Genomic DNA, 25633 nt, shown 5'->3' on the forward strand with positions numbered 1-25633 from the left:
AACGCCGTCAGGTCTGGTTGACCTCGCCACCGCGCCCAGAGGTCGCCGCCGCACCGTCGAGCCTCTCGGCCAGGTCGGCAACGAGCTCGGCGAGGTCGTCGCGGGACGCCTTCGCCTCGAGGGCCATCCGCATGGCAGCCAGCTCCCGGGCCAGGAAGTCGGTGTTGGCCAGCTCACGAGCGTCCGCGTCACGGTCGCGCTCCACCTCGGCCCGATCCCGGTCGGCCTGGCGGTTCTGGGCCAGGAGGATCAGCGGTGCTGCGTAGGCCGCCTGGGTCGAGAAGGCCAGGTTGAGGAGGATGAACGGATAGGGATCGAAGCTCAGACTGGCGGCCACGGCATTGAAGGTGATCCAGAGCACCACGAGGATGCTCTGGATGGCGAGGAAGCGGGCTGTGCCGAAGTAACGGGCCAGCCCCTCCGAGAACCGTCCGAAGGCCTCCGGGTCGTAGTGGATCCCGCCGCTGATGCCCCGGGGCATCGCCAGGGTGTCTTCATTGGCCATGAGGTGTCGTCCTCCTGGGGTCTCGCCAGTTGGGGGGCAGTACTCGATCGAGGACGTCGTCGACGGTGACCGCGCCGACGAGACGCCCGGCGGGGTCGGTGACGGCCACGGCCAGGGCGTCGTAGGCGGCGACGCGAGCGGCCACGGCAGCGGCGCTGGCATCGACGGGGACCGGCTCGGGCCGGTCGTCCAGGCAGCGACCGACGGGCCTCGGAGGCGGCTCCCGGAGCAAGCGCTGATAGCCGCAGACGCCGAGGTACCGACCGGTCGGCGTGTCGGTCGGCGGCTGGGTGACGAACACCTGCGCAGCCAGCGTCGCGGGGAGCTCCGGGTCGCGCATGCGGGCCAACGCCTCGGCCACGGTGACCGAAGGCCGGAGGATGACCGGCTCGGGGTTCATCAACCCGCCTGCGGTGTCGGGGTCGTAGTCGAGAAGACGGCGCACCGGGGCCGCCTCGTCGGGGGTCATCGCCTCCAGCAGTGCGCCCTGACGATCCGGTGACAGCTCCCCGAGGAGATCGGCGGCGTCATCGGCGTCCATCTCATCGAGCACGTGGGCCAGCCGGTTGCCGTCGAGTCCTTCCACCAGGCGCAGCTGCTCGTCCTCGGAGAGCTCCTCGAGCAGGTCGGCCAGGCGGTCATCGTCGAGCGCCGCCGCCAGCACCCGTCGCCGGGGAAGGGGCAGGTCACGGATCACCGCCGCCATCTCGACGGGATGGAGGGCGCCCATTGCCGCGGCCTCTCGCCCCACCGGGCTGCGAACGCTGAAGAGCTCGGTGGCCTCGGGCCAGTCGACGACCTGCTGCGGGCGCCGGCGGGCGAGCCGGCGACCGGAACCGAGGGCGACAGTCGCCACCTCCCAGGCGAACGGCACCTCTGAGTCAGGGCGGATGGACACGTCGACGACCCGTTGGCCCCGCAGTGATCGTCCGAGCAGCTGCCCCACGACGAGGAGCTCGCCCGGTCGCAGCTCGAACTGGCGGAGGCTGATCGTCCCGCGCAGGCGGGCACCCTCGTGACCGAGCTCGGCGATGCGCCCGGCAGCGACGAAGACCCGCCGGCGCTCGAGGGCGACGAGAAAGCCGCGGACGTCTGGCGCGTCTCGGCCGCCCCACGCGGCGAGCACGACGTCGGCGATCCGACCCACCTCGGCCCCGTCGACGCCGAGCAGCGACAGCCGCACCAACCGCGAGACATAGACGAGACGCTCCGCCACGCCGACAAGCTAGCGTTGTAGAGGAAGCCGTCACCGAGGACCGCTCCCCCGCCCGGCGCAGCGTGCGAACGTGCCCTCGGATCGAGGTCTTGAACCGATGACCACGAGCCTTCAACAGGAGTTCATCGGGACTTCACGGGCACTGCGCAATACCTGTGGCTCGTAGCCACGGGCCTTCAATAGCATCGGATGGGTGTCGTGGGGAAGACTCGGGCGAGGCCTGCGACGGAGGGGTGAAGACCATGGCGTCTTCTACAAATGGCCATGAGAAGTCGGTGCAGAGAGCTCCCTTCGGCGAGCACACCCTGCCCAAGACCATCCGCATCCTGAGTGACCGGGCAGAGCTGGAGGAGGCGCTGCGCAAGGCGGCCGCCCACGATCAGGCCCTGGCGGACCAGATCTCGAGGCGGGCGGCCCGCTACCTCCGCTGAGCGCCGGCAGGCACGGCGCGCCCGGCTCCGGCGACGGCCCCGCCCTCGCGCTCACTGGTGGCTAGACCGTTGGAGCCCTCGCGTCCCAACGGCATCCGCACGGTGAAGGCGCAGCCGGCCCCCTGGTTGCGCACCGCGATCTCCCCGCCCTGCGCCTCGACGAGGCCGCGGGCGATGGCCAGACCGAGGCCCGCTCCCTCGCCGCCGTCGTGGCCACGGGCCGTGTCGCCTCGGTAGGCGACCTCGAAGACCCGCTCGAGCTCGTCCGCCGGGATCCCGCCGCAGGAGTCGACGACGGTCACCGTGGCCGAGCCGTCCTCGTAGTCGGCGTCGATCATCACCTGTCCGCCGGCGGACGTGTGGCGGATGGCGTTGTCGAGCAGGTTGCGAAGGGCGCGGCCGAACTCCGGGGTCGAGAGCACGACGGTGGGGCCCGAGCCGACAGCGCGGCCGCTGAGCCGGATCGCCTTGGCCTCGGCGGCGGGCCTGCCGCCGGCGAGGGCGTCGGAGACGAGGTCGGTGAGCGACGCGGGCGCGGGCGACAGCCGGAGGGCGTGAGCGCCTATCCTGCTGAGCTCGAACAGCTCGTCCACCAGCTTGGCCAGGCGCTCGGTCTCGAGGCGAATGGTCCGGTAGTAGCGGGCGACCGTCTCGGCGTCGTCAGCCACACCATCCTCGAGGGCCTCGACCATGGCCCGGATCCCGGACAGCGGCGTGCGCAGGTCGTGGGAGACCCAGGCCACGAGCTCGCGGCGGGAGGCCTCGACGGCCTGGGCCCGAGCCCGAGACTCGGCCAGGCGGGCCTGGTCGTGGCCGAGGACGAGGGCGGCCAGGATGCCGACGGTGCCGGCCGCGGGCAGGACCACCAGGAGCACGGCGAGGTCGTGGTCGTCGATGAACATCCGGGACGCGGCGACGAGCACGCCGATGCCCACCGCGGCGACGACAGCCAACGCCACCACCGCGGCCTGGAGCGCGACAGAGCGCCGGCGGACGCCCCGAAGGGCGCCCCACCCGATGGCGCCGACGGCGCCGGCCACGCCGATGCTGATGCCCGACAGCGTCATCGCATCGCCCCAGGGCATCCCCGTAGCCAGCGCGGCCAGGGTGGTGACGAGGGCGCCGGCCGAGACGAGCAGCGCTGTCCGGCGGACGGTCACGGCTCGAACCGGTAGCCGACGCTCCACACCGTGAGGACGTGGCGTGGATCGGCCGGGTCGTCCTCGACCTTCTCGCGCAGTCGCCGGATGTGGACCGTGACGGTGGACGTGTCGCCGTAGGTGTAGCCCCACACGTGCTCGAGAAGCTCCTCCCGGCTGAACGCCTGCCGCGGATGACGCATCAGGAAGACCAGGAGGTCGAACTCCTTGGAGGTGAGGGCCACCAGCCTCTCGGCGAGCCGGGTCTCGTGAGCCGCGAGATCGACGCTGATACGTCCCGCCGACAGCAGGTCGGCGCCCGGTGACCACCCTGTGGACGCGGCGCCGTTGCCAGGCACGGCGGCGGGCTGAGGCCACGGCTCACCCCGAGCCCGGCGCAGCACCGACCGGATCCGGGCCATGAGCTCCCTCGGCGAGAACGGCTTCGACACGTAGTCGTCGGCGCCGAGCTCGAGGCCGGCGATGCGATCGGCCTCGTCGCTCTTGGCGGTCAGCATGATGACCGGGATGGGGGCCGCCTGCCGTAGCCGCCGGCACACCTCGAGCCCGTCGAGCCCCGGGATCATGAGGTCGACCACGACCAGGTCCGGCAACGAGCAGAGGGCCCGCTCGACGGCGTGGGCGCCGTCGGCCACCTCTTCGACGGCGTAGCCCTCCCGGGTGAGATAGCGGGCGACCACCTCCGAGACCGTGCGATCGTCCTCGACCACCAGCACCCGGGTGGCCCCGTTGTCGGGCACCGGGCCATCGGGCATGGGCGCAGCGAGCCACTCCATCGCCATGATGCTAGGCCGCGGGTCACGGGTGCCGAGAGCGCGGCCGGAGCAAGTTTCGCGATCTGTAAGACCTGCTCATGGCGATCGAGCCGGTCGCAGGTCGGCGCCGGCGAGCTCCCGCATCCCCGCCGCGAAGTCGACCTCGCAGCGAAATCCCAGCCAATCCCACGCCCGCGCCGGCGACGCCGTCACGTGGCGGACATCGCCGGGGCGGTACCGGCCGGTCACCACGGGGGGCGGTGCATCCGATCCCACGGCGTCGCGCAGGGCGGCGGCCATCTCCGCCACGGTGCGGACCTCTCCCGAGGCCACGTTGAGCGGCCCGTCCCTCGGTTCGGGGGCGAGCAGTGCGAGCCGATTGGCCCGGGCGACGTCGCGTACGTGGACGAAGTCGCGCCGCTGAGCACCGTCCTCGTACACCAGCGGGGCCAGCCCCGCCATCAGGCGGCTGCGGAAGATGCTGGCGACCCCGGCGTAAGGCGTGTCCCGCGGCATCCTCGGTCCGTAGACGTTGTGGTAGCGCAGGCGGGTGACCGGCACGCCCCGCTCGCGTCCGAAGACCGCGCACAGGTGCTCCTGGTGCACCTTGGTGGCGGCGTAGATGCTGCGGGGCTCGAGAGGGGCGGTCTCGGTCACGGCGGACGGCTCCAGCGGAGCCAGGCACGCCGGGCATCTCGGCTCGTATCGTCCGGCCGCGAGATCGTCGGGCCGCCGGGGCGAGGGCTGCACAGGGCCGTGGTCGGCGCAGAGGTAGGCGCCCTCCCCGTAGACGACCATGCTGCTGGCGAGGACGATCCGGCCCGCGAAACCGTGGCCGTGCAGCGAACGGAGCAGCACGGCCGTGGCCCGATCGTTGTCGTCGACGAAGCCGGTGACGTCGGCGAAGTCCACCCCCAGGCCCACCCGGGAAGCCTGGTGGCAGACGGCATCCACTCCCTCGGTCGCGGCCGTCGCCACCTCCGGGTCGGAGAGGTCGCCGAAGTGGTACTCGGCCTTCTCGTTCAGATAGGACGGCAGGCCGACGTGGGCGTCCGGGTGCAGCGAGTCGACGACGCGCACCTCGGCCCCGGTCTGGACCAGGTCGTCGACCACGTGGGACCCGATGAAGCCGGCGCCTCCGGTGACGAGGATCCTCATGCACATGCTCCTTCCGCCAGCGCGATCGCCCAATCGTCGGCACCGGTGCCCGAGCCGCACCCGACGCATCCATCGTGACGCCGGTCGGCATCGTGGGCGTGCTCGCCACCCTCCGGGTGGCGATCGAGCCGGGCGAACCAACGACCCCCGGAATCCCAGACGGCAGACACGTCCAGGCCCGCGGACTCGGCGATGTGCGGCAAGCGGGAGGCCGCCACCCGGGCCCAGGCGAACCACGGTCCACGGACCGCGCCGTGCTCGACCCGTACCCGCATCTGGCCGGTAGAGGTGCCGGGCGGATCGACCTCGACCAGCGCACGGCCTCCGGCCGCGAGGAGCTGCCCGGTGCGACGGAGCAGCGTCGCCGGACACCCGCCGATGCCGATGTTGCCGTCCAGCAGCAGCACGGTCCGCCAGGCTCCCTGCAGCGGGAGCGGCCGGAAGACGCATGCCTGCAGCACGTCGGCGCCCCGGTCACGAGCGACGCTGACCGCGACCGGGGAGATGTCGATCCCCAGTGCGAGCACCCCCCTTCTCGCCAGGGCCAGGACATGGCGACCGGGCCCGCATCCCACGTCGAGCGCTGGTCCCGCGACCTCGGCCAGGATCCTCTCCTCCGCGAGGGTCGGTTGACCGCGCCAGCGGCTCGGCGCCAGCGAGATGGATGACCCGTCGGCACTGCGGAGGACCGGACCGAGCCTCATGCGGAACGAGCCGCCAGCTCTCCGGGTCGGGCGATGCCCGCCAACGCGGCGGCGAAGCGCGAGCCCGGGACCTCGCTCGCCACGGCCACGGCGTCCTCGATGTGGTCCACGTCGCGCAGCGTGGGCAGCTCGACGACCCGATGCCCCAGGGCCCGCAGGCGCCGACGCTGGGCCGCGCCGGTGTATGGCGTGCTCATCGGCAGGCCGAGGAACACCCGAGGGTCGGGGTGGTCGAGACCGATCGCCCACCACCCCCCGTCGAGGGCCGGCCCGAGGACAGCGGTCTTCGAGCCCGCGGCCAGCGACCCGAGCGCCTCGTCCAGGGCCGCCGACGTCACCTGGGGGGTGTCCATGCCGATCTGGATTCCGGCCCCGCCGGTGTCGATCCAAGCGTGCGCCAGACGTTCGTCGAGCGTCCGCCCCCGCTGGGCGATCACCTCGAACCCCGGCGGCAGCCAGCAGCCGGGCTCCCCCTCGAGGGCCAGGACTTTGCGCTGGGCGCCGCACCCGGCAACGGCCTCACACGTGTCGACGAGGGCGGCCTCGGCCAGAGCCGCAGCCTCGACCGGATCACACGGTGGGCACAGCCGGGTCTTGACCCGGCCCGGCTCCGGTGCCTTCGCCATCACGAGCACGTGCACCGAGACCTCCTCTTGCGGTCGACGGTCATCGCAAGGCCGCCCCCATGTCACGCGCGGCGCGCACCGTCCCCTTGAGGGTGCCGGTCACCTTCGACCGTCCGACCCGCTGCCGATACCTGACCGGGACCTCGGTCACCCTCCATCCCGCCGCCCCGGCCCGCAGCACCATCTCGAGGGGCCAGCCGAACCGACGGTCCGCGATACCGAGGCTCAGGAGCGCATCGCGGCGCGCCGCCCGCATGGGGCCGAGGTCCGAGAGGTGCACGCCGGTGCGGCGCCGCACTTCGACGCACAACGCCCGATTGGCAGCCCGCAGGTGCAGCGGCCAGGCGGCCCGGTCGGCGTGACGGGCGCCGAGCACCAGGTCGGCTCCATCGGCTTGCACCGGAGCGGTCACGCACTCGAGGTCGAGCGGGTCGAGCGATCCGTCGCAGTCCATGATGCAGACCAGCTCCGACGACGCCGCGACCAGCCCGGCGAAGCAGGCCCAGCCGAAGCCGGGCCGGACCTCGGACACGACCTCGGCGCCCGCCCGGCGGGCGACCTCGGCCGAGCCGTCGGTGGAGCCGTTGTCGACCACCAACGGCTCGTAGCCGCGCGGCATTCGTTGCAGGACCCACGGCAGGGCCTCGGCCTCGTTCAACACGGGGAGCACGACCTGCACCGTCATTGCGGTGCCGTCCGCCGGACGAAGAGCAAGGTCGGTCGCAGCCGCTGATCGGTGACCGGATAGAAGGCACTGCCCGAGACGACCGGCGCCGGCACTTGGACGAACTCCCGCTGCAGCACGTCGGCGAAGCCCCGCTCGTCGTCGGTGTCGTCGAGCACGACCGCACCGACCGCCGGTGAAGCCACGGCCCCGGGCAGATCACGCAGGAGGACGCGGCGGCCGCGGTCGTCGCCGCTCCGCAGCACCTCGTAGATCGCGTCTTCCTGGGCCGAGGTTCCCTTGCCCGCGAGCGTCGCGTACCAGGGGTGGTCCAGCACGATGACCTGTCCGGGCAGGCGACGAAGGGTGGCGACCAGCTGGGTCCCCGCCCGATGGTCGGCCGCGGTCGGGATCTGAGCCGCCAGCGGGTAGCGGAGCTGGCCGAGCTGGACGACCAGGGGGCCGGCGAGCAGCGCCGTGGCCAGCCAGCGCCACCGGAGTGGCGGCGCCCGGCGCAGGGCGCCGACGGCCCGGCCGACGAGCAGCGCCACGGCGGCTGCCGCCGGGATGAGCACGTCGTCCCACCCCCCGCTGTGCAGCCGCCCCGCCCAGCTGGCGCCGACGAGGCCGAGCACGACAGCCAGGTCGAAGCCCAACCCGTCGGGGCGAAGTGCCCAATGGCGGCGACGAGCCCCGAGCGCCAGCACCCCCGCCGCGCCCAGCAGCAGGGCCACCCCCAAGGGGCGCCAGAGGTCGTAGATCCAGAACCCGGTCAGGGCGCCGGACACAAACGGCTGGTGGCCCAGCTCACCGAAGACGTAGTAGCCGTACCAGCCGTGCGACAGCGCGTTCATGACCGTGGTCGACCCGATCACGAGGACAGCCGTCGTCCCGACGGCGCTCGCTCCGACCCGCGGCCGGCGGAGCAGCAGCCAGGCCAGCAAGGGGACGGCGGCCACGAGCGCCGTCTGCTTGGTGAAGAAGGCGAGAAAGACGAGCGCGCCGACCGCAATCCCGCCCGGCCATGACCGGGCCCGCGTGGCGACCAGGACTGACAACAGGAACAGCAGCAGGAACAGCGAATCGACCCGGCCGATGTCCAGCCAGGCGCCGGTGAGCCGGAACGTGGCGGCGAAGAGGCCGACGGCGCACAAGCCGGCGACGCGGTCACGCGTCTCCAACGGCCGGCGGCGGGGCTGGGGTCCCCCCCGGCGCGGGGATGGGGCCCCGTCCGGGGCGGTGAAGCCGCCAGGAACAGAGCTGACGAGGACGTAGATCACCAGGAACGTCGCCAGCGAGGCCGTGAGCGACACGAGCCGGAGGGCCAGGAAACCGACACCGGTCACGTGCGCCACCGCAGCCGACGTCCAGAAGTACAGCGGTGGGTACGGCCACGGCACATAGTGGAGCGACGGCTGGACGTACAGCCCGTGGCCGGCGGCCGCCCGCTGCACGATGCCGACCGCACCCCCCTCGAGCCACTCGAGCTCGAAGGGGTAGCCGATGCGGTGCAGTGCGACCCAGAGATAGGCGGCGACGGGAAGCAGGGCGACGCACCCGAGCGCCGTGCCGGGAGCCCGGTCGAGCCAGTGCCGCTCCCGACGTGGTCTCACCGGCGCCGACTCGATGTCGGGCGGGATTGGCTTGACAGCAGTGGCGACGTCGCTCACCTGCCGGTTCTCCAGAGCCGACCGAGGTAGAGGAGGCCGGAGCCGGCGAACAGGATGCCGGTCACCAACAGCCATCGCCCCAGGTACGGACCGGTCCCGAGACCGGTCGCCGATCGGTAGGTGTGTTGACCGAGGCCCAGCACGAGCGGGAAGAACATCAGGAACAGCAACCCCGACAGCAGCGCCGGGATCCTGATGTGGTTGATCAGGGGCGGCGCCGCGCCGTGACCGGACGGCAGGTGGATGCGGCGCATCACACGGTCGACGAGCGCGTCGAGCGGGAACAGCACGAAGTCGTGGAGAACCGCGGCGGCCACGAAGTAGACGCCGATCATCCACGCGTAGGGCACCTTGAGCACGCGGTCGACGACGTAGCCGGCGAAGGCGAAGCACCCGGCGAGCAGCGCCAGGTGGGCGAGTCGTGCGCCGTAGGCGCGACGAAGCCGCTCCACTCAGCTCACCGCGAAGCTCATCTGGCGGACCCATTTGGTGTTGTGCACACCTGGGGCGGCGGGGACGATCACCCGGGCCGGGTAGCCGTGATCGGGCGAGAGGTCCACACCGTTCACTCGGAGGGCGAGCAGGGAACGGGTATCGGTCACCTGGTACGCGCTCAGCGTGGCCTGTCCGAACGCGCCGTTCTCCTCGAGAGACTGCACGTACACCGACGCCGGAGCAGGCGCTCCCGCCATACGCGCGAGGTCGGCCAGACGGACACCTGACCAGGTCTGCTCGGTCGACCACCCCTCCACGCACGCGATCGGCAGCCGGTAGGTGTGCTGCGGGAGGGACAGCAACTGCGAGCGCGAGAGCTGAAGGACCACCGGGCCCCGCAGCAGGAGGCGCCACGCGTCACCGGTGAGCTCGGGACGGATCCCGGCGGCGCCCGCCGTCCGGTTGACCTGGAAGTCGGTGGGACCGCCACCGTACGAACGGCCCCGCGGGGCCAACAATGCGGTGCTGCGCAGGCTATCGACCGACTCACCGATGGTGAGGGCGAGCACGACGAACGAGGCGCCGCCGACGACCCCGAGCAGGCCGCGACGCGAGATCGTGGGCGCAGACGGTGCGACCGGTGCGAGGCCGTCGGGCTCAGGAGGTTCGGGGACGGTGTCAGCGACGCCGGTGCGCAGCTCCGCCCGCAGGCTGCGGCTACGGAGTGCCGTCACCAGTCGAGGCGTCTTCAGCACGAGGTGCACGCTGAAGCCGGCGAGAAAGGCCCAGGCCCCGAAGAAGTGCGCGTCGTAGAAGGAGAACTTCCACGGGTAGAAGTACTCGACGTTGAAGATGCCCGTGAAGAACTCGAACACGGCGCCGCCGACGAGCAGCACCAGACTGGCGCGTTCGAGCGCGTAGGCGATCGAACGGATAGGAGGCCACGCGAACAGCCTCGGGATGACCGACCACAGCTTGGCCAGCAGGACCGGGGTCAGCGCCAGGCCGAGGATCACGTGCGTGCCCTGGCTGACCCGGTAGATCCACGACGGGTTGGTGATCCAACTGAAGAGGTAGAAGCCCAGGACCCCGCGCGCCGGCGTGGTGTCGTTGTGCCCGAGCCGCGGGTTGTAGGCGGCGTAGGAGACGAGCCCGGTCACGAAGAGCACCGGGATCCCGATCAAGAGGACCGAGCCCAGCACGCTCGTCAGCCACGGTCCCCTCAGCGGGCTTCGCCAGACTCTCGGCCTGAACGGCCAGGGGGGGCGCCGGGTCACGGCCCAATCCTGCCCCGTCGCGCCCGCCGCTCGCCGGCTCCGGAGGACAGTTCAGACTTCTTTAATTCCTGACACCGCGTACCGGTTTCCCCAACGCCAACCTACGGTGGGTCCGTGGGCCGGGCATGGCGGTGGATCGTGGTGGCGGTTGGCGTCGCCGTCCTGATCGCGATCCCGGCTGTCGTGGGCGCCGTGCCGGTGTCCGTGGCTGCACCCCCATCCTCGGCTCTTCTCCAGCGGGTAGTCAACTCCACGGCGGTGCCGTATCAGGGGTACGCGCTCAGCGAGGCGAACCTGGGGTTGCCCGACATCGCCGAGGCCGGCGACGCGACCGATCTGCTCAACAACACCTCCCGCCTCCGGGCCTGGGTGGACGGCACCGACCGCTGGCGGGTCGATCAGGAGTCCACCGTCGGGGAGAAGGACACCTACGCGGACCCGAGCGGGGTGTGGATGTGGGACTCCGGACATCACAAGACGACGCGCGTCGAGGGCCAACCCGGAGCCCGGCTCGTCCGTCCCACCGACCTGCTGCCGCCCGAGCTGGGACGGCTCCTGGCCGCGGCGGCCACGTCCGACGAGGTGCGGGCCGAGTCACCGAAGCGAGTCGCCAACGTCGCCGCCGCCGGGCTCCGGATCACGCCGCACAGCGCCGCCACCACGATCGCCGCCGTCGATCTGTGGGTCGACCCGAGGAGCGGGCTCCCCCTCGAGGTGGCCGTCTACGCCAAGGGGACCTCGCGCCCCGTGCTGCGGTCCCGGTTCCTGGACGTCTCGCAGTCGCGTCCTTCGTCATCGCTGGTCACGTTCCGGCCTCCGTCGGGCGCGATCCAGTACAACGACTGGGACGACGTCGACGTGGCGGCCCGCATCGACCAACGGTCTCCGATCCTGCTTCCGAACGTCCTCGGGTCCCTCGCCCGGCGGACTCCTTATCCGGCGGCCGTCGCCACCTACGGCTCGGGCTTCTCGGTTGTGGCCGCGGTCGGAATCCCCGGCCGAGCCGGCAACCAGTTCGACCGGCAGCTTGCCCGTCTACCGACCATCGACACCCCCGTGGGTCTGGGGAGGCTGGTGCCCACGCCCTTGCTCAACGGGGTCGTGGTGTCGAACGGAGGTGCGTTGTACGCCATCATCGGCGCCGTCCCCCCCGCGCAGCTCGCCAGCCTCGCCGGCAACCTGCCGTACCTGCGACGGGCGCCGTTGTGAGCGCCGTGATCGAGACCAGCGGGCTGATCAAGCACTACGGCACGGTCACCGCGGTCGAGCGCCTGGACCTCGAGGTGCAGGAGGGCGACCTCTACGGCTTCCTCGGACCGAACGGGTCTGGCAAGTCGACAACGGTGCGGATGCTGCTCGGCCTGGTGTTCCCCAGCGCCGGGCGCATCCGCGTGCTCGGCCGCAACATGCCCGCCGAGGGCGGGGCGGTCCTGCCGGGGATCGGCGCCATCGTGGAAGAACCCGGCTTCTACGGACATCTGTCGGGCGCGAGGAACCTCGCTCTCATCGAGGCGGCGCGCCGGGACGACACGCGCGCCGGACGTCGGCGCCGGATCGGCGACGTCATCGACAAGGTGGGACTGGAGGGCGCCGCCCGTCGGCCGGTGAAGGCCTACTCGACAGGCATGAAGCAGCGCCTGGCCATCGCCGCAGTCCTCCTCCGCCGCCCCCGCCTCGTCATCCTCGACGAGCCGACCAACGGGCTGGACCCCCAGGGGATCCACGAGATCCGCGACCTGCTGCGCGAGCTCGTGGCCCAGGGGACGACGGTCTTCCTCTCCAGCCACCTGCTGGGCGAGGTCGAGCTGATCTGCAACCGGGCGGCGATCATGTCGGACGGCCGCCTGCTCGCCCAGGGCGACGTCAGCCAGCTGCTGGCACCGACCGGTCGGGTCCGGGTCGCGACCCCAGACGTAGGCGCCGCCGTCGAGCTGGCCCCGAGCATCGCCGGGGTGCGCGTCCACGACCGGACGCCGAGCTCGGTGGTCCTGGCCCTCGACGGGAAGGCCCCGGAGGAGCTCAATCGGGCGCTGGTCGAGAAGGGCGTGCGGGTGCGGGAGCTCGTCATCGAGCGGCGCCGGCTGGAGGATCTCTTCCTGGACCTCACGGGTCACCAGACCGCCGACCGGAGCACGCCGAGCGAAGGGCCGCGGGACGATGCTGCGGGTTGAGCTCTACAAGCTGATCGTGCGCCCCCGCACCTGGCTGATCATCGCCGTGCTCACCGGGTTGCCCGTAGTGGTGGGCATCCTGCTCAAGGTGACCGGGGTCGCTCCCCGGCCGGGGACGGGCCCACCCCTGCTGGCCGAGGTGCTCAGCAACGGCAGCCTGTTCCCCGTGGCCGCCCTGGGCCTCGTGCTGCCGCTGTTCCTGCCCGTCGCCGTGGCCATGGTGGGTGGCGAAGCCGTTGCCGGCGAGGCGGCCGGGGGCACGCTCCGGTACCTGCTGATCCGGCCGGTGTCGCGCGGCTATCTCCTGCTCGCCAAGCTGGCGACCGTCAGCATCTTCGTCGTGCTGGCTGTCCTCGTGATCGCCGGGGTGGGCTTCATCGTCGGCGCCTCGCTGTTCGGCGTCCATCCCCTCGCCACCGTCTCGGGCCAGACCGTACCGGCCCAGGACGCCACCCTGCGCATCTTCGTCGCCGTGGTGTTCGCCATGGTCTCCATGCTCGGCGTCGCCGCCATCGCCATCTTCGCCTCGGTCCTCACCGACTCGCCCGTCGGCGCGGGGCTGGGGGCCATCGCCGTGCTGGTGTGCTCCGAGGTCCTCGACCTCCTCGACGCCGCCGCCGTGCTCAAGCCGTACCTTCCCACGCACTACTGGCTGTCGTTCGTGGACATCTTCCGCTTCCCGATCCTCTGGCACAACGTGACCCGAGGCTTCCTCATCCAGGGCGTCTACATCCTCATCTTCCTCGGGGCCGCCTGGGCTAGGTTCTCGACGAAGGACATCACGAGCTGAGGGGGGACGAGAGTGGACGCGCCGGAGACACGCTATGCGCGCACCGCTGACGGGGTGCACATCGCCTATCACGTCTTCGGCCAGGGCGACCAGGACGCGGTGTTCGTATGGGGGATCTTCTCCCACGTGGAGCTGTTATGGGAGCACGAGGCGTCCGCCCACTACCTCCGGCGGCTGGGGTCGTTCGCCAGGGTGATCCACTTCGACAAGCGGGGAACCGGGCTCTCCGATCGAGCCTGTCCGTTGCCGACGCTCGAGGACCAGATGGACGATGTGCAGACGGTGATGGACGCCGTCGGCTCGCAGCGGGCCACGCTGATCGGCGGCGGCGACGCCGGCCTGCTGTGCATGCTCTTCGCGGCCGCCCATCCCGAGCGGACGGCGGCCCTCGTGCTGAGCGGGGCGCGGCCCCGGATCACCCGGTCGGCGGACTTTCCGTGGGCGCCCGACCCCGAGGAGTGGCACGGCATAGTCGAGACCGTCTCCCGGGAATGGGGTCGAGGCGTCAGTCAGGAGGTCGCGGCCCCCAGCCAGGCCGACGCGGCGTCGGTGCAGTGGTGGGCCCGACTGGAGCGCTACTCGCTCAGCCCGGGCTCGGTCGTCCCGTTCTGGCGGATGCTGGAGCACACCGACGTCCGGGCCGTGCTGCCGTCGGTGCGGGTGCCGACGCTCGTCCTCCACCGCCGCGACGACCCGTACGTCGAGTTGGCCGCCGGCCGCTACGTCGCCGAGCACATCCCCGGTGCCCGATTCGTCGAGCTCGCCGGGCACGACCACCCCGGTTGGGGCGAAGGAGCCGACACCGAGCTCGACCAGATCGAGGACCAGCTCACCGGCGCACGCGGCGCGCAGGAGCCCGACCGGGTGCTCGCCACCGTGTTGTTCACCGACATCGTCGGCTCGACGGAGCAGGCCACGGAGCTGGGCGACCGGCGCTGGCGCGAGGTACTGGCGGACCACGACCAGATCAGCCGCCAGGAGATCGCCCTGCACCGAGGCCGCTGGGTCAAGTCCACCGGTGACGGCGTGCTGGCGACCTTCGACGGCCCCGCCCGCGCCATACGGTGCGCGGAGCGGTTGGGGGCCCGGACCCGCCAGCGCGGTCTGAGACTGCGCGCCGGCATCCACACCGGCGAGTGCGAGCAGCTCGGCGAGGATATCGGCGGCATCGCCGTGCATATCGCGGCGCGCGTCGCCGCCCTGGCCCCGGCCGGCCGGGTCCTGGTCTCCCGTACGGTGGTCGATCTCGTGGCCGGGTCCGGTGTGAGCTTCGAGGACCAGGGCGAGCACGATCTCAAGGGCGTGCCCGGCCAGTGGAGGCTGTTCAGCGTCACCGTGCCCGAGTCCCCGTGACGCTGGCGGCGTCTACGCTCTCGCCCATGCGCCGGCGCCCGGAGGATCGCGGGAGTCACGACGGCTCGGCCGTCCACCGCACGGTCGAGATCGACCTCGACATCTACACCTTCGACATCGACTTCGCGGGCCACGTGAGCAACATCAGCTACATCCGATGGCTGGAGATCGGACGCATCCAGCTTATTACCGACATCGGCTACAGGACCCACGAGCTCCTGGAGCTGGGCCTGGCGCCCCTCGTGATCCGCACCGAGATCGACTACCGGCTGCCGCTCAAGCTCGGCGACCCGGTGCACTTGTCCCTGGATCTGACCGAGCTGCGGGCCGCGTCCGCGACCATCGACTTTCGCATCACCTCTGACGGCCAGCTGGCCGCCACTGCCCGGCAACTGGGGCTCTTCGTCAGGCTGGACACGGGCAAACCGGCACGGGTCTCCTCCGAGCTCCGTGGACGGTTCGCGCCGTATCTCCAGCAGGAGCCGCCCGATCGCGAGAGACTGGAATCGTGAGAGCGCTCGGTGTTCATCACGTGTCGATAAAGGTCAAAGATGCTCCCGAGGCGGTGCGCTTCTACTGTGACGTGCTCGGTCTCTCGGCGCGGTCCGACCGACCGGACCTCGGCTTCGGCGGGGCCTGGCTCGACGCCGGTGGCCAGCAGGTCCACCTGGTCGAGGGCGACCTGCCGCCGGACGAGGGCCAGCACTTCGCCCTTCAGGTCGAGGACCTCGGCGCGACGATCGACGAGCTGCGCTCCCGCGGCATCGCCGTGAGCGATCCCATTCCCATCGCCGCGTCGCAACAGGCGTTCGTCAGCGACCCCGACGGCAATCTCATCGAGCTGCATCAGCCCGGCTGAGCCATCGGTGTCGGGCGCAGCGCCCGTTCGTGGGCGCGGCGCACGAGGCGGTACGGGCGGCCGGAACCCGGACGCGGCAACGGGGACAGAAGACGGATCGTCGACCCGACTCCTGTCCCCGCCACCCGGGAGGAAGCGTTGCGAGTGGCTACAAGGCCTCGCTGTCCCGCTCTCCGGTGCGCACCCGGACGATCTCCGACAGCGGGGTGACCCAGATCTTGCCGTCGCCGATCTTGCCGGTGCGCGCTGCGTTGGTCATGGCCTCCACCACTTCGTCGGCGTGGGCATCGTCGACCAGGACCTCGAAGCGCACCTTGGGCACGAACTCCACCTGGTACTCGGCGCCCCGGTAGACCTCGGTATGCCCACGTTGGCGCCCAAAGCCCTGCACCTCTCCGATGGTCATGCCTTGCACGCCCATTTTCTTGAGGGCCTCGCGTACGTCATCGAGCTTGAACGGCTTGACGACTCCTGTGACGAGCTTCATCGGCCGCCTCCTTCCCAGGTCCTCTCGTCGGTCGACGCTGTCATACCGGTTGGTGGGAGGGCGACATCGGGTCCCCCTCCCCCGCCGGCCGCAGTCCCCCGCGGCTCGACGCTGCTGGCCAATGCCCCCGATCGGGAGCCGACCCGTTCGAGCACCCGCTCGTCGGGATAGACCTCCTCGTCGTGGACGGCGACGTCACCGAGTGCGAGCTCTTCGTCGGTGTACCGCAAGGGCACGAACACCCCGACGATCTTGAGCAGGATGAAGGTCATGATGGCGTCCCATCCGATGATGGTGAGGGCCGTCATGAACTGGAGCATCACCAGCCATGGGTGCCCGTAGATGAGGCCGCGGAATGACACGCTGGATGTGCCACCAGACCCGATGTACTCGATGACATCGGGGTTGGCGAAGAAGCCGACGAGCAGACCACCGGTAAGGCCGGCGATCCCGTGGGTGTACACGACCCCCATGGCGTCGTCGACCTTGCTGAACGGCCGGACCTTGGAGAGCTTGTTCCATGCCAGCCACACGATGCTCGACGCGATGACGCCCATCAGCAGGGCGCCCGTGCCGTCGACGAAACCGGCAGCGGGGGTGATAGCCACCAGCCCGACGATCATGCCGTTGACGCCGCCCAGGAAGGTCGGCTTCTTCTGCGGACCGGCGAACATGTCCCAGAGAACCCAGACGAGCAGTGCCGAAGCCGCGCACAGGTTGGTATTGATGACGGCGGTGGAGGCAGCAGCCCCGGCAAAGTACGGGTCACCCCCGTTGAAGCCGTTCCAGCCCAGCCACAGGAGACCAGCCCCGACAGCCACGAACATCAGGTTGTTGGGCGCGGCGATCTCTCGGTCGCGCTTCAATCTGGGTCCGATCACCGCCGCCGCCACGAACCCGGAGGTCCCGGCGGCCAGGTGGATGACGTAACCACCGGACCAGTCGATCGCTCCCTTCGACGCCCAGTAGCCGCCTCCCCAGATCAGGAAGGCGTTCACGGAGTACACGAAGGTGCTCCACAGCAGGACGAAGGGGACCCACGCCTTGAGGTTCATCCTGCCCAGCACGCTCCCCATGAACAGCAGGGGCGTGATGGCGGCGAAGACGAACTGGAAGTAGACGAGGGTGGATTGCGGGAAACGGAACTGGGGCATCAGTCCGGCCCCGCTGAGCAACGGGATGTTGGCCTGACTCTGCTCCGTCCCGTGGCCCACCACCTGCCCCGGGATGCCGACCATGCTGTTGAGGATCCCTGGGCCGACGTGCCAAGGCGTCCCGAAGCCCATGTCGTAGGTCCAGAGGACCCAGGCGACGAGCACCACGGAGAACCCCGTGAAGGTCATCATCAAGGTGTTGACGGCCCAGCGTTTCTGGACCAGGCCGCCGTACAGGACGGCCAGACCGGGGATGCTCATCAGACCCACGAGGGTCGCCGCTATCAGCTGAAAGCTGTTGTCCCCGGCGTTCAAATAGGTTGGATACGGGTGGAGCAAACCAGCCACCTCCTAGGCTGTCGTTCTGAACGCTTGCTCAGGACGATCGCCCCGAGCACCGATTGCCCGCCGGTCGCGCCGGCGTCTCGACTTACCTGAAGTTCCAGACCAGGTCGTGACACTGCGCCAGAGCTCCTCACCTCCTCCGGCGCTGCGGCGCGGTGTAGCGCGCCGAGCTCGCCGGTCGTGGGCGCGCGGCACCAGCTGCCCGTCCGGGCGCGGGAGCGAACCTGAGGCGCAGCCCAGAGAGCAAGGCGGAGACACGGCTGCCGCCGCTGCTGGGGGCCCGTGTCTGACGGGCGACCATCACCATGAGGAAGACCGCATAGAGGAAGAACAAGATCTGGATGTAGAACTCGGGTCCCCACGGCCCGACGGCCACGAGCAATGCTCCTCCCGCCATGAGCACGCCTCGGCGCGTCACGGTCGAGGCGGCGAGGAGACTGGAGAGCACCAGGCCGATGAGCAGGTAGCTGGTCCCGGTGGCGCCGGTCGCGACCGGGCTGCCGAGGTTCGGCACCCACAGAGCGCCGAACCCTCCGGCAGCGGTGACCGCCGCGAACAAGCCGACCCAGCGGTGCCGCTCGGCCAGGCGGACGGTGAGGGGTCCAGGGCGTTCACGAGCACCCGACCGAGGTCGGTCGAGCACTGCACGTGATGAGTTCGTTGCCACGTCAGCCAACCCTTCCGTTAGGCATGGCGCAGAAGGTAAGGCTCGTACGTCACAGGCGTTCGACAGGCTGATTAACAGCGCGTTAACAGCCTCGGCATCGGAACTGAAACAGAAGGGCCCGCTGATTAACGCGCCGTTTACATGCACTGAAGAGGCACGAAACAGGCGAGTCGTACGATCCACACACGAGCGAGGAGGTGTCCACGTGCGGGAACCGGACAGAGCTGCGCCCTCGTATGGGCCCTCGCAGGGGGTTTCGTACGAGGTCCCGATGGCCCACGCCGACTCCGAGCCGGTGATCGTGGCCGTCGTGCACTGGCCCGAGGACGAGGAGCTTCTGCGCTGGTTCGCAGAGTCGGGCACCGCGCGGCTCGTGCTCGCGCGCGGCGACGAGCCCGTGCCGTGGCTCGACGATCCCCTCCAGGACTGGGTGCGCATGCCGGTGCACCTCGGCGAGGCCCAGGCCCGTCTGGAGGCGCTCGCCCGTCGGGTGGCGGACCGTCACCGGGTCGCCACGGTCCCCCAGTTCGACGACAACGGCCGGCTGTTCCACGGTGGACGCTGGGTGCCGTTGTCGGGTGTGACGGCGCGACTGGCGACGGCGCTGGTCGAGTCGTTCGGTCAGGTGGTGGAGGATGCCGAGCTGCTGACCCGCGGCTGGCCCGAGGGCGGTGGGCAACGGGACACCCTGCGGGTCCAGTTGACCCGGTTGCGGCGGCGCATCAAGCCCCTCGGCCTGGGGATCCTGTACGTGAACGGCGGCCACGTGCTCAGCGACCTTCGCCAGATGCCACCGAGCCGCGGGCGGGACGGGCGGGATCCAACGTCGTACGCCCGATAGCGGTTGACTGTGCCCGCTGGTCTCCGTGTTCCTGGTGTTCGCCGGCTCAGGCCCCTCTGGCGCTGGGAACTTGCGTGCGCCGTCTGTCAGCCCGCAGCTCGTGGGCCGAGAAGGTGATCGGAAGGACATGCCCGTCCGAGAGCCGCCGCAGTCGGTAGCCGTGGTGCTCGACGTCGTCGACGACGAAGCCTCGACTCCAGCTTCCGGTGAAGCGGGTAGCCACCTCCACCAGCTCCCCGACCTCGGGTCCCCGGGGTAGGTATCCGGATGTCTCCGACGACGCCGTGTGCTCCATGGTTCTCCTCACCTTCTCTCCGGCACGGGAGCCTCGATGTGATTGAACTCCTCCCTGGTCAAGCGCCGATTGCCCCGGTGTGAACGCTCGATGAACGGTCCCACGGCTGATGTCGGCTCACCGGGTGGCGTCGACCGGGCACCCCCGCGTCGTGTGCCTCGAACCACATCTCCCCGACCTGGGGGGTCGAGCGCGATCCAGAGCGAAAAAAACGGGCAGCAGGTACGCTTGAACGACCGGGATAGGGGGCGGGCGTGAGACCTATCTGGGGGGGACTCCCGGTCGCCCTTTGTGTCCTAGGCGAAGGGGGGCGCCGTGGACATTCACATAGTGTCCGGCGCTCGTTGTGCCGGAGGGAGAGTGAGGGCGTCAGGTCGACGCTGCGTGAATGTCAACGCCTGCTCTCGGCGTGACCGGGGGGCATCGTGAGCGTACCGATCGGCCGCAATCCGTGGCCGTTCCTCAAGCGGAACATCTGCCAGCACTGCCGCGAGCAATTGCGGTTCGTCGCTGCCCGCGACGGACAGGAGGTCGTCATCTGCCCGAATTGCGACTCGCCCCTGGGCGTGTTCAGGTGAGGCCGCACCGCGCACCGGACGCGCCGCTTGCATGCCAGCAGAGGAGCTCCTAAATGAGCTTGCTCGTCACGTCCCGTCATCCCGGTCCGGTCCGCGATGTGCCACCGACGGACGACCCGATCCGTTTCTGGATGATCTGCTGCTTCGGCCACTCCGAATGCGCCGGGTGCGAGGTGGACCGAAGAGTCGCTTGAGCTCCAGCCGCTGCCGGTCGTCGGCCTCGACGGACTCGTCGTCCCACGCCCGCAGCAGCTCCGGGGCATTGGTCCACCACCAGGGCGACGGCTTGTCGTTTCGATCGTGTCGGCCGCAGAGCTGACTCCCCGGTGCGGCCTGATTTCGGCACGGTCGCCCGTTGCCCGTATGGGCCTTGCAGGTCCCCCCATTGCCGGTGTTTTGCACTACGAATCCCCCCTCCGGGCCACTGGAATTCCAGGACCCGCCGCAAACCATCGAACCTGCCGCTCCCCGGGAACGACAGCATCCTCCGGTCGAACCCGACAATAGGGCCTTCTGGCCCCGATGGCGAGGTGAACTTTCCCACCCCCATGGGGTAATTGGGCTCCCCTTTTCGGGCACGATCGGGAGCCATACTCCCCATGCAATAGATCGTGATGAGTAAGCCGCGTGCGAAGCCTGGTCCCAAAGGGCCGGTCAATTTGGGTTGGGCGTGAGGCTCAGGCCGAGGGCGGCCTATTGCCGCTCAAGGCCCCGATGACCGCCTCGCGAGCGGCAAGGAGCCCTTCTCGCACAGCCCGGAGCCGATCGCTATCCATCGGTTGCCGTCGAGCGGCCGTCATGACGTCGGTGACGAAGGCGTCGAGATCGGCGCTGAGCGACCGGAGGACGAGCCGATCCGGCGCGTCAGGCGCGTCCGCCTCGTCCCCGCGGTCGTCATGGCCGCGGTGGTCCCCGCGCCGATGCTTCGCCGCTTCACGGGCCGTACGCCGTTCCTCGCGCCGAAGGTCGCGCATGGCCACGCCAAGCTCCTGGCGCAGCTCCCGCACCGAGGCCTTCACCTCGTGGCGGATCTCGTGCGCCATGTGGCGGGCCGACTCGGCGGCGCGGGCCTCGAGATCGCGTAGCTCGTGCCGGTGGGCCTCGAGCTCGGCCCGCCCGTTATCGGTGAGGCGATAGACCTTGCGGCCCTCGATCTCGTCGTGCTCGACCAGACCCTCCTCTTCGAGTGCGGCGAGGCGCGGGTAGATCGTGCCCGCAGACGGCGTGTAGAGGCCGAGGAAACGGTCCTCCAGGAGCCTGATCAGCTCGTAGCCGTGATTGGGCCGCTCGGCCAACAGCAGCAGCAGGAACAGCCTCAACCGGCCGTGGGAGAACACCCGGCTCATGCCACGGCCTCGACCGGCGCCCCACAGACCATCGAGATGTCCCCGAGCAGGCTGGCCATCCGCAAGGTGACGTCGCCCTGGCCGAGCCGACCGCGCACGACGGTGCCGAGACCACCGAGGTGCCGGCAGCCACGAGCCCACATCCCCGGGGGGTCCCCCAGGAGCCTCGCGCCCGCGGCGTCGCCCAGGAGTCTCGCCCTCCCCGCCACGCCCGGGGGATCGCCCAGGAGCCGCACCCCCGCTCCCGCCACTGCGTCGGCCCAGGCGCCAGCCCGATCAGCGATCGCGCCGGCCCGGCCGGCCCACTCGCCGGTCCGGGCGGCCCAAGCTGCGGCGACGCCCGACCAGGCATGCGCCATCCCTGGCCACCCGTGGGACCACGGCGGCACCTCCTCCTCCGACCTCTCGGCCCAGTCGGGCACGTCGACCTGTCCCATCAGCGACTGCGCCTCGAAGTCGACGTTGGCGTCGGCCGGCAGGCGCACCGTCACCGGACCCGATGCGGAAGAACACGAGCAGCGGGCGCCGGGACGCGGATCGAGATCGGCCACGGCCTCGCCGGTCATCGTGCTGATGGCCGCCTCCTGCAGTCGGCCTCCGACAACGGTGACAGGGCCCGAGACGGACTCCACCTGGAGCCGCCCGGCCACCCCGTCGAGCGCCACCTCGCCCGAGATGGTGCGCACCCTGACGTCACCCGACAGCCACGTGCCCGTGACCTCACCAGATGCCGTCCTGAACGACATCTGACCGGCCAGGCCGGCGGCCACGAGGGCTGCCGACTCGCTGTGGACCGTCGTCGCCGCCGCGGGCGGCATGGTGAGCGTGATCGTGGCTCGGGGGCGCACGGACCGCCCCGACCACGTCGACGAGTGGTCGACGGTGAGCACGCCGTCGTGCAGCCGGATCGAGACTGGCTCGTCGGTCACGCCGTCGACCTCGAGCCGCGGGGGTGAGGACGTGCCGGCCAGGGATAACTCGCCGCCGCCCACTCGAAGGTGCGCCGCCTCCAGGCCCTCGAGATCCAGACTCAGGCCCTCACTGCCGGGCTCGACCAGGTACTCCACGCTCACCCTCCCGCTCTCGGCGCCCGTCCCCTGCTCGGCACGAACACGATATGTCGCGAGTGGTGGCAAGTCAAGATATATCGCGTCAACCTCCGATGGGCACCGACGAGGGAGGCGGGCCGAGGGGCTGTCCGCCCGAACGGCCCTGGTAGGTGAGCCATGGCACGGTCGGAGCCTGGCTCACACCCGGCTCGCTCCAGTTGCAGACCCCGGTCGGAAAGGCCCGCTGGAGCGTCGCCCACTGCGGATCCGTGAAGTGCACCCCGCCGTACCCTGAGCGGGTCAACGGCTGGAGCTGGCACTTGTTCACGTCCGTGGCGATCGACTCGCCCGCGACCATGCGAGGCGTCGAGTAGGCCTGCACGACCGCCTGGCACACCTGGCTGGGTACGACCTGCCCGACACCGTCGCTGCACTGGTCGTGCACGTCCCCCGGCTTGTCATCGATGATCTTGCGCGCCTGCGACAGGTCGCGATGGTCTCGCTCGACGGAGCTCAGCCACCGGTCCATGGCGAGCAGGCCCGTCGTCGTGTAGTTGACGTCGCCGATGAGCGGTGCCGCCCCCTCCCAGATGACCTGATTGGCATGGGTGCCGTTCTGGCGGTCGAGGCGGGCCCGGACGGCGAAGGCCCGGTAGAACGTCGTGGAACGCCCCAGGGTCGGGACCGCGCAGGTCGATGATCGCCACATCTCTCGAGTTGTTCGCCTCGTTGATGGCGCCGCTCCGATAGGCGTTCGCCAGTGCTGGCTGATCGGCGGTCACGCGCCCTGGTTGCCAGTTGGCGTCGATGTCGAAACCGCCGATCTTGGCATTGAGATCGACGAACTGCGCTGGCGAGATCTGGCCGCGGAGGAGCGCGTCGAGCCCGTACTGCACGCCCACATTGTCGAGCGGACGTCCCACGAACCCGTCACCAGGAGGCCGGCCGAACACGTTGACCATGTAGTCCTGAAGGTCGCAGCGGACCCCGTGGGGATTGGTCGTGGCGTTGTAGCGCTCCGACGACGACACACCGTTAGACCTGGGGCCCCGACAGCACCGGCCCGCCCATGGGATGGCTCGTGAGCGTCAGCCGCGCCCCCGAGCCGTTTGCGAGCCGGGCCACCAGGACGCTCGGTCCGTCCGGCAAAGCGGTGACCAGCCCCTCGTAACGCCCGTTCGGCCGGACGGCGAAGTCGTTGGTCACGTCCCGTGTGCCGACGGACATACGCACGGCGGACGGATCGGCGCCGGCGGGAAGCTCGACGGCCACCAACGCCACGCCTCCCGAGATCAGGTCCGGTCTGGCCGAGAGCACGTCAATGCGCGCCGTGCCCTGGCTGGCACCCGTCGCGCTCGGGCTGAGCGCCGTGACCAGCAGGCCGGCCGTGACCAGGCTCGCCCAGGCGCGACAGCGCGTACCGAACCCACCCGCACGAGGACGCACCCCGAGCACCCCAGCTCCTTCCCCGTCTACACGGCGGTCTAGGACGCTACTCGGGGCCGGGGCGGTCCTCAAGCGTGCGCACGGGATCGCCCACCCTTATCCGACCGCGGGTCGCGACCTCCACCCGCAGGCCGCCCCGGTGCACGAAGGCCCGGCGCACGCCGTTCGTGGTCAGGGCCTCCAGATGTGTGCACGGCTCCGCCAACCGGAGGCCGATGACCTCGACCTCACCCACACGGAAGGTGCGACCCACCAGGTGGTTGAGTGCGATGCCGCGCGTGACGACGTTGCGCCTCGTCGCCCCCGGCGCCAGCTCGATGCCGTAGTCCCGGCGGACGGCCTCGATGGCTTCCTCCTCGACGAGTGTCAACGCCCGCCCGGAGCCGGGCCTCGACGACCAGCTTCCGCTCTCGGACGCGTAGCGGTCGCCGACCACACCCGAGGCGTGTACCTCCACCTCGTCCTGACGCTGCATGTCGTCAGCCGCCGTCGCGCTGAGGTAGAGGCCTGCGACCACGCCATCCATGCCAAAGCATCGACGCCGCTGCCGGTGTCGTCAACGTCTTTTGCTCCCTGGGGTGCGCTCCTCGTCCGCTTCGCCTTCGAGGCGCCCCCAAACGCGACAAGAACGGTCGTCGCCCGTGTTCGCCGACCGTTGCTAGCCGCCGGCCGACTGGGTGCCGGAGGCGCCACCGGATGACGTGGCACCCGTCGCTGTGCCTCCGAATGACGACGACGAGCCCCCCGGCGTGGCGCCGGACGTCGGGCCGGAGGTTCCCGGCGTGGAGCCGTTCGAACCCGATGGTGTCGACGGGTTGGTCGATGATGACGGCGTGGTGGTCGTGGTCGACGGCGTGGTCGAGCTCGACGAGGGAGATGGGGTGGTCGTCGACGAACCGTTAGGTGTCGTCGTCTGCGGGTTGGTCGTGGTCGAGCTCGATGGCGTCGACGGTGGCGTCGGTGCGGGCTTGGCCTGGCTGCCGCTCACCAGCCCACCGAACGATGTCGTGGCGCCGGCGGGGGTCGAGCCGCCGACGATCCCCGACAGCGGCTTCTTCGCCAGGGCCTCGACAACGGTCACCGCGGTCATGGACAGGACGAATACCGCCACCGTGGCGAGGGCGATGTTGCGCCAGCGCAGAGAACCGACCAGGCGGCGCAGACTCGACCACCGCGCCTCGATGTGCGCGCCGAAGTCGCCGCCCGTCCGTCCTCCTTGGCCCGGAGGTGGCGGTGGCGGTGGCGGTGGCGGTGGTACGCCCCGACCCCGATCCGGCGGGATCGGTGGAGCGGCTGGGCGACCGGGAGGCCCGACCTTGACGGACGGATCCAGGACCGGCGCCTCGTTGGTGTTGTCAGGATCCACGCCGTCGACCCCGGTCCCGCCCGACGAGCGGGCGGAGACACGGGCGCCGCTATCCACAAGCGCGCGGACGGTCGCGGCCGGCTGCTTGACGGCGGACGGCATCGTGTCCCTGAATGCCGAAGGGATCGTCACTCGCAGCGCCTTGTTCGTCGAGTTGATCCAGTAGGAGTACACGGCATTGCCGATGCTGGCGGCGGCGCTGACCACCCCGGCGCCCACGACTGTCCCGGCCACGCCGAAGAACGAGGCCAGCACGGCGGCGGTGATCGCCGCCAGCGCGCTGGC

General features: G+C 70.5%; 30 protein-coding genes. 9 read left to right on the top strand and 21 right to left on the bottom strand.

Going from position 1 to position 25633, the window contains the following annotated elements; genetic code table 11:
- Positions 1-7: 7 nt before the first annotated feature.
- Positions 8-505, bottom strand: a complete 498-nt coding sequence (locus tag VGF64_00855) for a DUF1003 domain-containing protein (GenBank protein ID HEY1633277.1) — start codon at positions 503-505, stop codon at positions 8-10.
- The gene (locus tag VGF64_00860) at positions 495-1721 is read right to left on the bottom strand and encodes a CBS domain-containing protein (protein HEY1633278.1); all 1227 of its coding nucleotides are present in this window, start codon (positions 1719-1721) and stop codon (positions 495-497) included. Before VGF64_00860 ends, VGF64_00855 begins: the two co-directional genes overlap by 11 nt.
- A gap of 242 nt (positions 1722-1963) precedes the next feature.
- On the opposite strand from VGF64_00860, the gene VGF64_00865 reads away from it, so the two are divergent.
- Positions 1964-2152, top strand: a complete 189-nt coding sequence (locus tag VGF64_00865) for a hypothetical protein (protein HEY1633279.1) — start codon at positions 1964-1966, stop codon at positions 2150-2152.
- On the opposite strand, the gene VGF64_00870 is transcribed toward VGF64_00865, so the two are convergent.
- The 9 genes from VGF64_00870 to VGF64_00910 all read right to left on the bottom strand — a co-directional run bounded on the left by VGF64_00870 (position 2140) and on the right by VGF64_00910 (position 10601).
- The gene (locus VGF64_00870) at positions 2140-3312 is read right to left on the bottom strand and encodes an ATP-binding protein (protein HEY1633280.1); all 1173 of its coding nucleotides are present in this window, start codon (positions 3310-3312) and stop codon (positions 2140-2142) included. The genes VGF64_00865 and VGF64_00870 overlap by 13 nt on opposite strands.
- Complete coding sequence (locus VGF64_00875) at positions 3309-4088, bottom strand: response regulator transcription factor (GenBank protein HEY1633281.1); 780 nt, start codon at positions 4086-4088, stop codon at positions 3309-3311. Before VGF64_00875 ends, VGF64_00870 begins: the two co-directional genes overlap by 4 nt.
- A 75-nt stretch (positions 4089-4163) precedes the next feature.
- Complete coding sequence (locus VGF64_00880; GenBank protein HEY1633282.1) at positions 4164-5225, bottom strand: NAD-dependent epimerase/dehydratase family protein; 1062 nt, start codon at positions 5223-5225, stop codon at positions 4164-4166.
- A complete protein-coding gene (locus tag VGF64_00885) occupies positions 5222-5929 on the bottom strand; it encodes a class I SAM-dependent methyltransferase (GenBank protein HEY1633283.1) in 708 nt (235 codons plus the stop codon). Before VGF64_00885 ends, VGF64_00880 begins: the two co-directional genes overlap by 4 nt.
- On the bottom strand, positions 5926-6570 hold the full coding sequence (locus tag VGF64_00890; GenBank protein HEY1633284.1) for a DUF2064 domain-containing protein: 645 nt from the start codon (positions 6568-6570) through the stop codon (positions 5926-5928). The genes VGF64_00885 and VGF64_00890 overlap by 4 nt, the downstream gene beginning before the upstream one ends.
- A gap of 25 nt (positions 6571-6595) precedes the next feature.
- The gene (locus tag VGF64_00895) at positions 6596-7240 is read right to left on the bottom strand and encodes a glycosyltransferase family 2 protein (protein HEY1633285.1); all 645 of its coding nucleotides are present in this window, start codon (positions 7238-7240) and stop codon (positions 6596-6598) included.
- Positions 7237-8889 carry a hypothetical protein gene (locus tag VGF64_00900; protein ID HEY1633286.1) on the bottom strand — a complete coding sequence of 551 codons (1653 nt, stop codon included), beginning with the start codon at positions 8887-8889 and terminating at the stop codon, positions 7237-7239. The genes VGF64_00895 and VGF64_00900 overlap by 4 nt, the downstream gene beginning before the upstream one ends.
- Positions 8886-9341 (bottom strand): hypothetical protein, encoded by a 456-nt coding sequence (locus VGF64_00905; protein ID HEY1633287.1) that lies wholly within the window; start codon positions 9339-9341, stop codon positions 8886-8888. The genes VGF64_00900 and VGF64_00905 overlap by 4 nt, the downstream gene beginning before the upstream one ends.
- Positions 9342-10601 carry a molybdopterin-dependent oxidoreductase gene (locus VGF64_00910; GenBank protein ID HEY1633288.1) on the bottom strand — a complete coding sequence of 420 codons (1260 nt, stop codon included), beginning with the start codon at positions 10599-10601 and terminating at the stop codon, positions 9342-9344.
- 114 nt (positions 10602-10715) lie between these two features.
- Between VGF64_00910 and VGF64_00915 the strand changes: the two genes are divergently transcribed.
- The 6 genes from VGF64_00915 to VGF64_00940 are packed head-to-tail and all read left to right on the top strand — an operon-like array spanning position 10716 to position 15774.
- Positions 10716-11810: a hypothetical protein gene (locus VGF64_00915; GenBank protein ID HEY1633289.1), complete on the top strand. Its 1095-nt coding sequence runs from the start codon at positions 10716-10718 to the stop codon at positions 11808-11810.
- A gap of 5 nt (positions 11811-11815) precedes the next feature.
- Positions 11816-12772 (top strand): ABC transporter ATP-binding protein, encoded by a 957-nt coding sequence (locus VGF64_00920; GenBank protein ID HEY1633290.1) that lies wholly within the window; start codon positions 11816-11818, stop codon positions 12770-12772.
- Complete coding sequence (locus tag VGF64_00925) at positions 12759-13562, top strand: ABC transporter permease (protein ID HEY1633291.1); 804 nt, start codon at positions 12759-12761, stop codon at positions 13560-13562. The genes VGF64_00920 and VGF64_00925 overlap by 14 nt, the downstream gene beginning before the upstream one ends.
- Positions 13563-13574: 12 nt before the next feature.
- A complete protein-coding gene (locus VGF64_00930; protein HEY1633292.1) occupies positions 13575-14915 on the top strand; it encodes an adenylate/guanylate cyclase domain-containing protein in 1341 nt (446 codons plus the stop codon).
- A gap of 26 nt (positions 14916-14941) precedes the next feature.
- Positions 14942-15427 (top strand): thioesterase family protein, encoded by a 486-nt coding sequence (locus VGF64_00935; protein ID HEY1633293.1) that lies wholly within the window; start codon positions 14942-14944, stop codon positions 15425-15427.
- On the top strand, positions 15424-15774 hold the full coding sequence (locus VGF64_00940; GenBank protein ID HEY1633294.1) for a VOC family protein: 351 nt from the start codon (positions 15424-15426) through the stop codon (positions 15772-15774). Before VGF64_00935 ends, VGF64_00940 begins: the two co-directional genes overlap by 4 nt.
- 148 nt (positions 15775-15922) lie before the next feature.
- Here the strand turns inward: VGF64_00940 and VGF64_00945 are convergent, their stop codons facing one another.
- The 3 genes from VGF64_00945 to VGF64_00955 form a co-directional block, all read right to left on the bottom strand.
- Positions 15923-16261: a P-II family nitrogen regulator gene (locus tag VGF64_00945; GenBank protein HEY1633295.1), complete on the bottom strand. Its 339-nt coding sequence runs from the start codon at positions 16259-16261 to the stop codon at positions 15923-15925.
- Positions 16258-17730 carry an ammonium transporter gene (locus VGF64_00950; protein HEY1633296.1) on the bottom strand — a complete coding sequence of 491 codons (1473 nt, stop codon included), beginning with the start codon at positions 17728-17730 and terminating at the stop codon, positions 16258-16260. The genes VGF64_00945 and VGF64_00950 overlap by 4 nt, the downstream gene beginning before the upstream one ends.
- Before the next feature lie 160 nt (positions 17731-17890).
- A complete protein-coding gene (locus tag VGF64_00955; protein HEY1633297.1) occupies positions 17891-18427 on the bottom strand; it encodes a hypothetical protein in 537 nt (178 codons plus the stop codon).
- Positions 18428-18698: 271 nt separating this feature from the next.
- On the opposite strand from VGF64_00955, the gene VGF64_00960 reads away from it, so the two are divergent.
- On the top strand, positions 18699-19268 hold the full coding sequence (locus tag VGF64_00960) for a hypothetical protein (GenBank protein HEY1633298.1): 570 nt from the start codon (positions 18699-18701) through the stop codon (positions 19266-19268).
- Between the two features lie 46 nt (positions 19269-19314).
- Here the strand turns inward: VGF64_00960 and VGF64_00965 are convergent, their stop codons facing one another.
- Complete coding sequence (locus VGF64_00965; GenBank protein ID HEY1633299.1) at positions 19315-19563, bottom strand: hypothetical protein; 249 nt, start codon at positions 19561-19563, stop codon at positions 19315-19317.
- 425 nt (positions 19564-19988) lie between these two features.
- On the opposite strand from VGF64_00965, the gene VGF64_00970 reads away from it, so the two are divergent.
- A complete protein-coding gene (locus VGF64_00970; protein ID HEY1633300.1) occupies positions 19989-20141 on the top strand; it encodes a hypothetical protein in 153 nt (50 codons plus the stop codon).
- 677 nt (positions 20142-20818) lie between these two features.
- Here VGF64_00970 and VGF64_00975 read toward each other — a convergent pair.
- The 6 genes from VGF64_00975 to VGF64_01000 all read right to left on the bottom strand — a co-directional run.
- Complete coding sequence (locus VGF64_00975) at positions 20819-21487, bottom strand: PadR family transcriptional regulator (GenBank protein HEY1633301.1); 669 nt, start codon at positions 21485-21487, stop codon at positions 20819-20821.
- Complete coding sequence (locus VGF64_00980) at positions 21484-22554, bottom strand: DUF4097 family beta strand repeat-containing protein (GenBank protein ID HEY1633302.1); 1071 nt, start codon at positions 22552-22554, stop codon at positions 21484-21486. The genes VGF64_00975 and VGF64_00980 overlap by 4 nt, the downstream gene beginning before the upstream one ends.
- 85 nt (positions 22555-22639) lie before the next feature.
- Positions 22640-23245: a DUF6351 family protein gene (locus tag VGF64_00985; protein HEY1633303.1), complete on the bottom strand. Its 606-nt coding sequence runs from the start codon at positions 23243-23245 to the stop codon at positions 22640-22642.
- A 326-nt stretch (positions 23246-23571) separates the two neighbouring features.
- Positions 23572-23991, bottom strand: a complete 420-nt coding sequence (locus VGF64_00990) for a DUF6351 family protein (GenBank protein ID HEY1633304.1) — start codon at positions 23989-23991, stop codon at positions 23572-23574.
- A gap of 37 nt (positions 23992-24028) precedes the next feature.
- Positions 24029-24499, bottom strand: a complete 471-nt coding sequence (locus VGF64_00995) for an MOSC domain-containing protein (GenBank protein HEY1633305.1) — start codon at positions 24497-24499, stop codon at positions 24029-24031.
- A gap of 141 nt (positions 24500-24640) precedes the next feature.
- A partial coding sequence (locus VGF64_01000) for a hypothetical protein (GenBank protein ID HEY1633306.1) occupies positions 24641-25633 on the bottom strand: 993 nt, incomplete at its 5' end.

This window comes from Acidimicrobiales bacterium (assembly GCA_036491125.1).
Classification (GTDB): domain Bacteria; phylum Actinomycetota; class Acidimicrobiia; order Acidimicrobiales; family AC-9; genus AC-9.